At 66.6% G+C, this 11152-nt stretch carries 10 protein-coding genes; 4 read left to right on the top strand and 6 right to left on the bottom strand.

All coding sequences use genetic code 11. The features are described from left to right. Positions 1–67 precede the first annotated feature (67 nt). The 4 genes from tldD to OJI97_RS05980 all read right to left on the bottom strand — a co-directional run bounded on the left by tldD (position 68) and on the right by OJI97_RS05980 (position 3290). A complete protein-coding gene (gene tldD, locus OJI97_RS05995; RefSeq protein WP_297662055.1) occupies positions 68–1507 on the bottom strand; it encodes a metalloprotease TldD in 1440 nt (479 codons plus the stop codon). 190 nt (positions 1508–1697) lie between these two features. Then, entirely contained in the window at positions 1698–2255 is a 558-nt protein-coding gene (locus tag OJI97_RS05990; protein ID WP_297662053.1) for a DUF4402 domain-containing protein, read from the bottom strand. Positions 2256–2373: 118 nt separating this feature from the next. Beyond that, positions 2374–2571: a zinc-finger domain-containing protein gene (locus tag OJI97_RS05985; protein ID WP_297662051.1), complete on the bottom strand. Its 198-nt coding sequence runs from the start codon at positions 2569–2571 to the stop codon at positions 2374–2376. A 158-nt stretch (positions 2572–2729) separates the two neighbouring features. Continuing rightward, positions 2730–3290 (bottom strand): DUF4402 domain-containing protein, encoded by a 561-nt coding sequence (locus tag OJI97_RS05980; RefSeq protein WP_297662049.1) that lies wholly within the window; start codon positions 3288–3290, stop codon positions 2730–2732. A gap of 101 nt (positions 3291–3391) precedes the next feature. On the opposite strand from OJI97_RS05980, the gene OJI97_RS05975 reads away from it, so the two are divergent. Continuing rightward, complete coding sequence (locus OJI97_RS05975) at positions 3392–4315, top strand: ABC transporter ATP-binding protein (protein ID WP_297662048.1); 924 nt, start codon at positions 3392–3394, stop codon at positions 4313–4315. Positions 4316–4419: 104 nt separating this feature from the next. Next, positions 4420–6006 (top strand): L-aspartate oxidase, encoded by a 1587-nt coding sequence (gene nadB / locus OJI97_RS05970; RefSeq protein WP_297662046.1) that lies wholly within the window; start codon positions 4420–4422, stop codon positions 6004–6006. A 171-nt stretch (positions 6007–6177) separates the two neighbouring features. Here the strand turns inward: nadB and OJI97_RS05965 are convergent, their stop codons facing one another. Beyond that, a complete protein-coding gene (locus OJI97_RS05965; RefSeq protein WP_297662044.1) occupies positions 6178–7383 on the bottom strand; it encodes a M20 family metallopeptidase in 1206 nt (401 codons plus the stop codon). Between the two features lie 180 nt (positions 7384–7563). Between OJI97_RS05965 and OJI97_RS05960 the strand changes: the two genes are divergently transcribed. Then, a complete protein-coding gene (locus OJI97_RS05960; RefSeq protein WP_297662042.1) occupies positions 7564–8298 on the top strand; it encodes a hypothetical protein in 735 nt (244 codons plus the stop codon). Positions 8299–8301: 3 nt separating this feature from the next. On the opposite strand, the gene OJI97_RS05955 is transcribed toward OJI97_RS05960, so the two are convergent. Then, positions 8302–9477: an acyl-CoA dehydrogenase family protein gene (locus OJI97_RS05955; protein WP_297662040.1), complete on the bottom strand. Its 1176-nt coding sequence runs from the start codon at positions 9475–9477 to the stop codon at positions 8302–8304. Positions 9478–9690: 213 nt separating this feature from the next. Between OJI97_RS05955 and OJI97_RS05950 the strand changes: the two genes are divergently transcribed. Next, positions 9691–10962 (top strand): dipeptidase, encoded by a 1272-nt coding sequence (locus tag OJI97_RS05950; RefSeq protein ID WP_297662038.1) that lies wholly within the window; start codon positions 9691–9693, stop codon positions 10960–10962. Positions 10963–11152: the final 190 nt, after the last annotated feature.

The following is an 11152-nucleotide window of genomic DNA, read 5'->3' as shown; positions in this document are numbered from 1 at the left end:
GCAATCCAGGGCGGTTTACGCCACTCTGGATTGCTTCGCTTCGCTCGCAATGACGCTCTATGTTTGGCTACGCCGTCCCGCCCACCGTCAGCCCGCTGACCAGCAACGTCGGCTGGCCCACACCCGCGGGGACGCTCTGGCCGCCCTTGCCGCAGATGCCGATGCCTTCGTCGAGCGCCATGTCGTTGCCGATGCCGGTGACCTTGGTGAGCACGCTCGGCCCGTCGCCGATCAAGGTCGCGCCCTTGATCGAGTCGCCCAATTTGCCGTTCTCGATCTTGTACGCCTCGGTGCAGGAGAAGACGAACTTGCCCGACACGATATCGACCTGTCCGCCGCCGAAGCTCTTGGCGAAGATGCCGGTCTTGACGCGGCTCAGCAGTTCGGCGGGATCGTCGCTGCCGCCGCGCATGAAGGTGTTGGTCATCCGCGGCATCGGTGCGTGCGCGAAGCTTTCGCGGCGGCCGTTGCCGGTGGGCTGCGTCCCCATCAGCCGCGCGTTGAGGCGGTCCTGCATATAGCCCTTCAAAATGCCGTCTTCGATTAGCACCGTCTCGCCGGTCGGCGTACCCTCGTCGTCGATGCTGAGCGAGCCGCGGCGGCCGCCGCCGACCGGGCTTTCCATCGCGCCGTCGTCCACGACCGTCACGCCGGGCGCCGCGACGCGTTCGCCGATGCGGCCCGAAAAGGCGCTGGTGCCCTTGCGGTTGAAATCGCCCTCGAGCCCGTGGCCGACCGCCTCGTGGAGCAGCACGCCGGGCCAGCCGGGGCCGAGCAGCACGGTGAACTCGCCCGCGGGGGCATCGACCGCGCGGAGGTTGACCAGCGCCTGGTCCAGCGCCGCGTCGATCGCGCGGTTCCACTGCGCCTCCTCAAACAGATGGTCGTACATATAGCGGCCGCCGAGGCCGAAATAGCCGCTCTCGCGCCGCCCATTCTCCTCGACGACGATCGAGACGTTGAGGCGGACGAGCGGGCGGATGTCGGTGGCGAGGAAACCGTCGGCGCGGACGATCTCGACCACCGACCAGCTCCCCGCAAGCGCGACCGACACCTGCACGACGCGCGGATCGCGCGCGCGCGCGGCGGCATCGACCTTCTGGCAGAGCTCGACCTTCTTCGCGAAGGGGATGAGGTCGAGCGGGTTCGCCTCGTCATAGAGGTGGCGGTTGGTGCGCGGCGGCGGCCCGGCGGGGGCCTGGCTGGCCGGGTCGAGCAGCGCGAGCGTTTCCGCGGCGCGGCGAATCGCCCCGGCGCTGACGTCGCTGGCGTGGGCGAACCCCGTCATTTCGCCCGACACGGCGCGCAGGCCGAAGCCGGCGTCGGTCGAATAATCGGCGGTCTTGAGCCGCCCGTCGTCGAAGCCGAAGCTCTCGGTCGCGCGATATTGCAGGTAAAGCTCGCCGTCGTCGGCTTTTGCCAAGGCTTCGCGCGCGAGTTTCTGCGCGAGATCGGGGTCGAGCGCGTCGGCGCGATAGAGGAAGCGGCGGGGGTCTAGATTGGTCATGGGGCCGATATAGGGGGCGCAGGCCATCCGCGCAAAGGTCCGTTTGTCGCCGATGATCTTTGCGGAGAGCTATTGGTCCATCCCTTCGTCACCCCGGACTTGATCCGGGGTCCATTCTTTCGGCGCTGCGTGAATGGACCCCGGATCAAGTCCGGGGTGACGATGTTGAAGAAGTCGATCGCTCTTCGGTTCAGAAATAATTGACGGTGAGCGTGAAGGTGCCGCTGTAGTCGCCGGGCGGCTGGTTCGCCGGGACGGTCAGCGTGCCGCCGACATAATAGGTCTGCACCCCGCTCGGCAGCAGCGTCGCGCTCGACCCGAGCAGGGCGATGCCGCCGCCGCTCGTCGTCGTCGCGCGCGTCAGCGTCGCGGTCATCGACCCGCCGCCGCCCGCGCGGGCCAGCGTCACGCTGTTGTCGCCGCTGACGGTGATCAGCAGCAGGCCGCCGGTGCCCTGGAAGACCGCGCGCTGCGCGCCCCCGCCGACCGCGACGGTGCCGCCGCTCGTCGCGCGGGCGCCGGTGACCGGGTCGACCGTCGCGGTGCCGGCGGCCGTGCCCGCGGCGAGCGTGCCGAAATCGAGATCGTCGCTTTTGACGAGCGTGTTCGGGCGCACGACGACGCTGGTCGCGGTGCCCGTCTGGTTGGCGGCCCAGGCCGGATGGCCCGCGAATGCGCCCGCCGCCGCGGCGGCGAAAGCGAGGCGGCGGAGCGCCGCTCGCTGTTGGCTGGTCCCTCGAATCCCCACGATTCTGCTCCTGTCTGGAACAGACTGATAGGATCAGGGCATGAATCGATGATGCGCGGGGATGGTAAAGCCGCGTTTAACCTTTGATCGGCCTAGCCGTGGTCGGCGACGCCTGCGCTTAACCGTGGTCGGCGACGCCTCCGGTCAGGATGAAACGCCGGTCGCAATAGCCGCAGTCGGCGAAGCCTTCGTCGGGATCGATCTCCAGCCACACGCGCGGATGGCCGAGCGCGGCATTGGCGAGGCCGTCGCCGGTGCCGTCGCAGGCGATGCGGGTCTTGGGCGTGCGGATCGTCTCGGGCGCGGGCTGGGTCATCGACGCGCCTTTAGCAAGGGTCGCGAGGCTGGGCAATCGGTCTCCCGCTTCGTCATGCTGAACTTGATTCAGCATCCATTCTTCCTCTGCCTGCGAGGAAGCGCCGAATGAACCCCGGATCAAGTCCGGGGTGACGAAGGAAAAAGCGCAATCGCCTGTCAGAGATAGTTCAGCGTGATCGTGAAGGTGCCGGCATAATCGCCCGGCGCCTGATTCGCGCCGACCTCGAGCGTCGCGCCGACCGGGAAATTATAATTGCCGAGCGCGCTCGCGATGACGAAGCGCGTCGGGGCGGTCGAGAGGATCGCGGTCGGGGTCGAGCCGATCTCGAAATCGCGCACGCGCATCCGCTGTCCGGGGCCGGTGATCCAGATGCTGTTCGACCCGAGCGAGATATTGACCTGGCGATTCGGGGTGCCGAGCCCGGCGAAGCGCGCGGGTTCGCCGTCGTTGCCGACGAGCGTCGCGCCGCCGGTGCGCGTGCGCGTCCCGTCGGGGGCGAGCCGCACCGTGCCCGCGCTTCCCGAGGCGATGATGCTGCCGAAATCGAGGTCGTTGACCCGAAAGAAGGAAAGCGGCCGCAGCACGATGGCGTCGGCCTGGCCCTGCGCGCCGGTCTGCGCCAGCGCCGGCGATGCGGCGGCGGGCGCGAGCAGAAGCGCAAAAGCGGCTAAGCCGCGCTGCACGGGCAGCGGGCGAAAGATGTGGCTGGTCCTCACGCCGCTTCTGTTAGCGGCGACTTTCCAATTTAGCGTTAACGCGGCGCTCACCCATCAATCGCGCCTTTCGCGCGCCGAGCCGCGCGGCTATGGAAGCCGCCATGAGTGAAGCCGCCATCCGCATCGACGCCGTTTCCAAACTTTATGCCGGGGGTAAGCAGGCGCTCGACACGGTCAGTTTCGAGGTGCCGCGCGGGCAGATATTCGGGCTGCTCGGACCGAACGGCGCGGGCAAGTCGACCTTGATCAACATCCTTGCGGGACTGGTCAACAAGACGAGCGGGTCGGCGAGCATCTGGGGCTTCGACATCGACGCCGACCCGCGCAACGCCAAATATTCGATCGGCATCGTGCCGCAGGAAATCGTCTTCGACCCCTTTTTCACGCCCTTCGAGACGCTGGAGAATCAGGCCGGGCTCTATGGCGTGCCCAAGGATCGGCGCATTTCGGACGACCTGCTCGCCGCGGTGCATCTTGCCGACAAGCGCGATGCCTATGCCCGCACTTTGTCGGGCGGTATGAAGCGCCGCCTGCTCGTCGCCAAGGCGATGGTGCATTCGCCGCCGATCATCGTCCTCGACGAGCCGACCGCGGGGGTCGACATCGAGCTTCGCCAGCAGCTTTGGGAATATGTGCAGTCGCTCAACGATCGCGGCGTCACCGTCGTGCTGACGACGCATTATCTGGAAGAGGCCGAGGAGCTGTGCGACCGCATCGCGATCATCAACCATGGCCGGCTGATCGCGAACAAGCCGACCCGCGAGCTGGTCGACATGGCGCGCGAGAAGGTGGTGCTGGTGACGCTCGACGCCGATGTGACGGTGCTGCCCTCGCACCCCGCCTTCGACAAGGTCGAGCGCGAGGGCGAGCGGGGCCTGGCGATCAGCTACAACAAGGACCGGGTCAATGCGGGCGAAGTGCTCGCGGCGGTGAACGCGATGGGGCACGGCATCGTCGACGTCTCGACCCGCGAGGCCGATCTGGAGGACGTGTTCCTGAATTTGACGCGGGCGGCGAATGGATAGCCTCCATTTTCCGTTCGTGTCGAGCGAAGTCGAGACACCTTTCGGGACAGGTCGAGGGGTGTCTCGACTTCGCTCGACACGAACGGACATAGAGGTTTGATCTGATGGCAGCAGAAGTTTCCCACGACGTCATCATCGTCGGCTCCGGCGCCGCCGGGCTGACCGCCGCCATCGCGCTCGCCGATCATTGCCGGGTGCTGGTGCTCGCGAAGGGCGAGCTGACCGGCGGGTCGACCGCCTGGGCGCAGGGCGGCATCGCCGCGGTGCTCGACGCGGGCGATACGTTCGAGAATCATATCGAGGACACGATGGTCGCGGGCGCGGGGCTCAACCGGCGCGAGACGGTCGAATTCGTGGTCGAGAATGCCCCGCACGCGATCGAGCGGCTGATCGAGATGGGGGTCGCCTTCAACAAGGAAGAAGGCGCGCTCCATCTGACGCGCGAGGGCGGGCATTCGCATCGCCGCATCGTCCATGTCGACGATGCGACCGGCTGGGCGGTGCAGGCGGCGCTGCTGCGGACCGCGGAGGCGCATCCGAACATCACGCTGCTGCCGGGGCAGGCGTGCATCGACCTGATCACCGGCCGGCACGAGGAACGCTATTCGGGATCGGGCCGCGTGTGGGGCGTCTATGCGCTCGACGAAAAGAGCGGCGAGGTTCACGCCCATGTCGGGCGGGCGACGATCCTCGCGAGCGGCGGGGCGGGGCGCGTCTATCAATTCTCGACCGCCCCCCGGGGCGCGACCGGCGACGGCATCGCGATGGCGTGGCGCGCGGGCTGCCGCGTCTCGAACATGGAGATGATGCAGTTCCACCCGACCTGCCTCTATAATCTGGAGGTCAAGAATTTCCTGATCACCGAGGCGGTGCGGGGCGAGGGCGGGATTTTGAAGCATCCGGTCACCGGGCATCGCTACATGCCCGATTACGACCCGCGCGCCGAACTCGCGCCGCGCGACATCGTCGCGCGCGCCAACGACGACCAGATCAAGCGCTTCGGGCTCGATTACGTCCACCTCGATATCAGCGACAAGGACCCCGATTTCGTCGCCGGGCATTTCCCCAACATCTATGAGAAACTGCTCACGCTCGGCATCGACATGACGAAACAGCCGATTCCGGTGGTGCCCGCGCAGCATTATACCTGCGGCGGGGTGCTGATCGACCTCGACGGGCGCACCGACCTTCCCGGGCTCTATGCCGCGGGCGAAGTGACGGAGAGCGGGCTGCACGGCGCGAACCGCCTTGCGTCGAACAGCCTGCTCGAATGCTTCGTCTTCGGCGAGGCGGCGGCGAAGCATATCGTGGCGCACTGGGACGATCTCGGCGCCCCGCCCGCGATCCGGCCGTGGGACGAAAGCCGCGTCACCGATTCGGACGAAGAGGTCGTCATCAAGCAGAACTGGACCGAAATCCGCCGCTTCATGTGGAACTATGTCGGTATCGTCCGCACCACCAAGCGGCTCGAACGCGCGCAGCACCGCATCAACATGCTGTCGGGCGAGGTCGGCGAATATTACGGCCATTTCCGCGTCACGACCGACCTGATCGAGCTGCGCAACCTTCTCCAGTGCGCCGAACTGATCGTCAAGAGCGCGCTCCACCGCAAGGAAAGCCGCGGGCTGCACTATACGCTCGACTATCCCGACCTCGCGACGGAGGCGGTCGATACGGTGCTGGTGCCGTGAGGGTGGCGCGAATTTGATTCACGCGAAGACGCGAAGGCGCGAAGAGGTTGTGCTTGCCGCGAAGCGGCTTTTTCCAGAAACAGCGCGGCGAACCACGCCGTTGCAGGAAAATGGGGCCTTTCGGCCCGAACACGATCTCTTCGCGCCTTCGCGTCTTCGCGTGAACCCGATCTAACCGAACCCCTCGCTCAAAAACCGCTCCGCCAGCGCCGCGTGCAGCGCCGCGCCGCGGGCCATGGCGCTTTCGTCGAGGACCATGCGGTTCGAGTGCAGGCCGCAGCACTGTCGCCAGTCGCTGCCTTGCTCGCTGGCGCCGAGCCAGAACATCGCGCCGGGGACCTTTTCGAGGACGTAGGAGAAATCCTCGGCGCCCATCACCGGGCTCTCCATCGTCAGCCATGCGGCCTCGCCGAAGGTCTCCTCGACCACCGACTGGCCGAAGGCGACGGCGCGGCTGTCGCAGATGGTGACGGGGAAGCCTTCCTCGATATGCACCTCGGCGGTGCAGCGGTGCGCTTCGGCGATCGCGGGGGCGAGGCGTTTCAACTCCTCCGCGACCATCGCGCGGCGGTGCGGCGACAGGGTGCGGATCGTGCCGAGCATCTCGGCGGTTTCGGGGATGATGTTGTTCGTCGTGCCCGCCGCGATCTTCGCGATCGTGATCACCGCGGGGTCGAAGACCGAGATGCGGCGCGTGACCATCGTCTGGATCGCCGAAACGATTTCGCAGGCGACCGGAATCGGGTCGATGCCGTCTTGCGGCATCGAGGCGTGGCCGCCCGCGCCCTTGACTATGATCGACAGCACGTCGGACGAAGCGAGCAGCGGCCCCGCGCGCCCCGCGAAGACGCCGTGCGGCGCGTTGGGCATGATGTGGAGCGCGAATGCGGCGTCGGGAAGCGGGTCGATCAGCCCGTCGTCGAGCATGAAGCGCGCGCCGTGATGCCCCTCCTCGCCCGGCTGGAACATGAACATCACCGTGCCCGCGAGCCGGTCGCGCGCCGCGCAGAGCAGCTTCGCGGCGCCGACGAGCATCGCGACATGGGTGTCGTGCCCGCAGGCGTGCATCGCGCCGCTGGTTTCGGAGGTGAAGTCGAGCCCCGTATCCTCGACCAGCGGCAGCGCGTCCATGTCGCCGCGCAGCAGCACCGTGCGCCCGTTCGCGGGCCCGCGCAGGATCGCGATCAGCCCCGTGGTCGACGACCCTTCGCGAAATTCGAGCGGCAGGCCGGCGAGCGCCTTCTTGATCTTCGCGAGCGTCTTGGGATTCTGCAAGCCCAGTTCGGGCTCGCGGTGAATGGCGCGGCGAAGGTCGATCATCGCATCGAGTTCGCCGGTTGCCGCATCGGCCCAGCCGCCCTGACCATCCCCTGTCATGTCGAATATTTCCATCATCCGTTTCCTGATTACCTGCCACGCGTCACGTCGCACCGAACATCGCCCATGCCATCCCCTTTTGGCAAGCGGTAGGATCAAGGGATGCCGTTTGTGCCAAAACACCGACGGTTGGTCGCCTGTTGCTTTCGCAAGATCAATGGATTGGCTATCGCTTTCGGCATGTACCAGACCTTGCAATCATCATCGCCGGACCGCGGCTCCGGACGCTTTATGCTTTGGGTAGGCCTCTTCGGAAGCTTCACCTATCTCGTGCTTTCGGCGTGGGCGCAAACCGTGTTCGGCGAGCGCTACTTATGGATGAGCAATGTTCGCCTGGTGTCGATCGCGGGGGGCACGCTGCTGTACGCGCAAGTGCTGCGGGCGGCGATGCGGTCGCGGACCGGGGCCGGTGGTCCGGCGATGCTGGCGCTCTATGTCGCCGGGGCATCGCTGATCATGCTGGTGCTACGTTATGTTACCAATCGGGCCTTGTCCGATACGCCATTGCCAATCGGCGAACATATCGTGTGGGTGCTCGTCTGGGGGGGCTATTTCGGGCTCTGGGTCAGCGCGTTTCTGCAGATGGAATGGCGAAAGACCTGTGCAGCGCCCGTCATATGGCCCCCTGTCGCAGCAGCCAGGGAGGCGGCAAGCGCCGAAACACCGGCCTGTTCGCATCGGCTGGACGACAGCGAAGCCGAGGCCTGGTCATGGATCATCGACGCGCTGGCCGACGAGATGTCGCGCCACCCGCCGGAAGCGCGAGCGGAATTGCTGAGCCATCTGCAGCGCCGCGCCGGTTATGAACTCGCCGACGATCTGGATGGTCCCGCCGCGGCGCATAATCGGCGCGTGGCGCTTGTGGAACGCCTGGCACGGACGGACGGCGAACGGAGTTTGCGTTCCTCGCGCTGAGGTTCAGCGTCCGCCCCCGAACAATTGCCGGCCCGCGAGGTCGAGCATGATTTCCTCGCTGCCGCCGCCGATCGCGTTGACGCGGACCTCGCGGTAGATGCGTTCGACCTTGCTGCCGGTGATATAGGAAGCGCCGCCGAGGATTTGCGCGGCCTCGCGCGCGACGGCCTCCAGCATCCGGGTCGCCTGCACTTTCAGCATCGCAAAGTCGGCGGGGCGGGCCTTGTTCTCGCGGACCTGCCAGGCGGCGAGGTCGACCCACGCCTGCGTCGCCTCGATCTGGCGCTCCATGTCGGCGAGCTTGATGCGGATCGACTGGTGGCCGACGAGCGGCTTGCCGAAGGTTTCGCGCTGCTGCGCCCATTCGGCCGCTTCGGCGAGCGCGACGCGGGCGTAGGCGCAGCAGCCCATCGCCATGCCGAGCCGCTCGCTGTTGAAATTGCGCATGATGCCGATGAAGCCGCCATTTTCGGGGCCGATCAGGTTCGATGCGGGGACGCGGACGTCGCTGAAATGGATCGCCGCGGTGTCGCTGCACCGCCAGCCCATCTTGTCGAGCCGGGTCCGCTCGACACCGGGCGAACTCATGTCGATGAGGAGGAGCGAGATGCCCGCGGCGCCGGGTCCGCCGGTGCGGACGGCGCAGGTCAGCCAGTCGGCGCGCATGCCGCTGGTGATGAACATCTTGCCGCCGTTGACGACATAATGGTCGCCGTCCCGGACCGCGGTCGTCTTGAGGTTGGCGACGTCGCTGCCGCCGCCCGCTTCGGTGATGCCGAGCGCGATGATCCTGTCGCCCGCGAGCACCGGCGGCGCGATGCGCTGCTTCAATTCCTCGGAGCCGAGCGCGAGGATCGGCGGCAGGCCGATGCCGTGGGTCATCAGCGAGGCGCCGAGGCCCCCGGCGCCGACCGCGGCGAGTTCCTCGGTCAGGACGAGGCTGTGGAAATTGTCGAAGCCTTCCGAATGGCCGCCATATTGTTCGGGATAGCGCAGGCCGAGGATGCCGGCTTCGGCCGCTTTCCTGTGCAGCTCGCGCGGCAGTTCGCCTTCGGCCTCCCAGTGGTCGATATGCGGCGCGATTTCGCGGGTGACGAAGCGGCGGACGCTTTGCGCGAGCGCTTCGTGGGTTTCGTCATAATAGGGCGAACGGGCGCGCCAGTCGTCGAAAGCTGTCATGCGGGGATGCTGCGCCGGGTTGACGTAAACGTCAAGTTCGGGCGCGCCGGAGGCGCTATTTAATCTCACGCAAAGGCGCAAAGGCGCGAAGAAGATCGGGGCGCTCTTTTTCTTCGCGCCTTCGCGCCTTTGCGTGAGGCAAATTGGAGGCGACCTGCGGTCGCGGGAAAATTCGGCTCGATTTCCGCGCCCTGTCGCTTAAGGTCGCGGGCCATGACAAAATCGATCCTGCTCGCCGGCCTTGCCGCTTTCGCCCTCGTCTCCACCCCCGCGCTGGCGCAGGCGTCGCCCGAGGCGGTCGCTGAAGCCGCGCTGAAGAAGGCGCCGGTGTTCGACGGGCATAACGACGTGCCCGAACAATTGCGCGAGCGCTTTCGCAACATGATCGGCAGCTTCGATTTCCGCGACACGACCGATACCGCCCGGCCCGACGCGAATCCGCCCGAGATCGCGATGCACACCGATCTTCAGCGGCTGCGTAAGGGCCATGTCGGGGCGCAATTCTGGTCGGTCTATGTGCCCGCCAACCCCGACGAGCCGCAGGCGATCCAGCAGACGCTCGAGCAGATCGACGTGATCAAGCGGCTGGTGGCGCGTTACCCGGACGACCTTGCGCTCGCGACGAACAGCGCCGAGCTTGAAAAGGCGATGAAGGCGGGGAAGATCGCCGGGATGATCGGCATGGAAGGCGGGCATTCGATCGGCGGATCGCTGGCGGTGCTGCGGCAGATGTACGACCTCGGCGCGCGCTACATGACGCTGACCCACTCGCGGAACATCGCCTGGGCCGACAGCGCGACCGACGCGCCCGCGCACGACGGGCTCACCGATTTCGGGGTGCAGGTGGTGCGCGAGATGAACCGCATCGGGATGATCGTCGATTTGAGCCACACGAGCGAAGCGACGATGAAGGACGCGATCGCCGCGTCGAAGGCGCCGGTGATGTTCAGCCATTCGGGCGTGCGCGCGATCAACCCGCACCCGCGCAACGTCCCCGACAGCGTGCTGCCGCTCGTCAAGGCGAACGGCGGTATCATCATGGTGGTGCTGCTGCCGAGCTTCCTCGACGCCGATGTTCGCGCCCAGAGCCTGGCGCGCACCGCCGAGCAGGCGCGGCTGAAGGCGATGTATCCGGGCGATCCCGCCGCGGCCGCGGCCGGGCTCAAGGCGTGGAACGCGGGCCATCCGGCGCCGACGACCGATGTCGCGAAGGTTGCGGACCATATCAACCATATCAGGAAGACGATCGGGGTCGATCATATCGGGCTCGGCGGCGATTATGACGGGATGGATTCGGCGCCCGTGGGCATGGAGGACGTGTCGGGCTATCCCGCGCTGTTCGTCGAACTGGCGCGGCGCGGTTACAGCCAGGCCGACCTCGAAAAGATCGCCAGCGGCAACATGCTGCGCGTGCTGAAGGCGGTCGAAGCCTATGCCGCGAGCCAGAAGGGCCAGCCGCCGATCGAGACGCCGGTGGCGGAGTAGGGTCGCGTCAGCAGGTTCGTCATTGCGAGCGGAGCGAAGCAATCCAGAGCTGGCGTAATCTGCCCTGGATTGCTTCGCTTCGCTCGCAATGACGATGATACCTAGAGCGCCGTGCGTTAAATCGGCACCATCCCAATGCCGTTCGTGTCGAGCGAAGTCGAGACACCCATCGGGGCAGCGCTACAGCGAT

The sequence above is a fragment of the Sphingopyxis sp. genome, assembly GCF_025869345.1.
Taxonomy (GTDB): Bacteria; Pseudomonadota; Alphaproteobacteria; order Sphingomonadales; family Sphingomonadaceae; genus Sphingopyxis.
The sequence above is the reverse complement of the archived record's forward strand: the minus strand, read 5'-3'. Positions and strand labels throughout refer to the sequence as shown.

Excerpts from the sequence above, each read along its gene's own strand:
- OJI97_RS05955 (WP_297662040.1), bottom strand. The coding sequence starts at position 9,477 with ATGACAGCTTTCGACGACTGGCGCGCCCGTTCGCCCTATTATGACGAA.
- OJI97_RS05965 (WP_297662044.1), bottom strand. The coding sequence starts at position 7,383 with ATGACAGGGGATGGTCAGGGCGGCTGGGCCGATGCGGCAACCGGCGAA.
- nadB (WP_297662046.1), top strand. The coding sequence starts at position 4,420 with ATGGCAGCAGAAGTTTCCCACGACGTCATCATCGTCGGCTCCGGCGCC.
- OJI97_RS05985 (WP_297662051.1), bottom strand. The coding sequence starts at position 2,571 with ATGACCCAGCCCGCGCCCGAGACGATCCGCACGCCCAAGACCCGCATC.
- OJI97_RS05950 (WP_297662038.1), top strand. The coding sequence starts at position 9,691 with ATGACAAAATCGATCCTGCTCGCCGGCCTTGCCGCTTTCGCCCTCGTC.
- OJI97_RS05975 (WP_297662048.1), top strand. The coding sequence starts at position 3,392 with ATGAGTGAAGCCGCCATCCGCATCGACGCCGTTTCCAAACTTTATGCC.
- tldD (WP_297662055.1), bottom strand. The coding sequence starts at position 1,507 with ATGACCAATCTAGACCCCCGCCGCTTCCTCTATCGCGCCGACGCGCTC.
- OJI97_RS05960 (WP_297662042.1), top strand. The coding sequence starts at position 7,564 with ATGTACCAGACCTTGCAATCATCATCGCCGGACCGCGGCTCCGGACGC.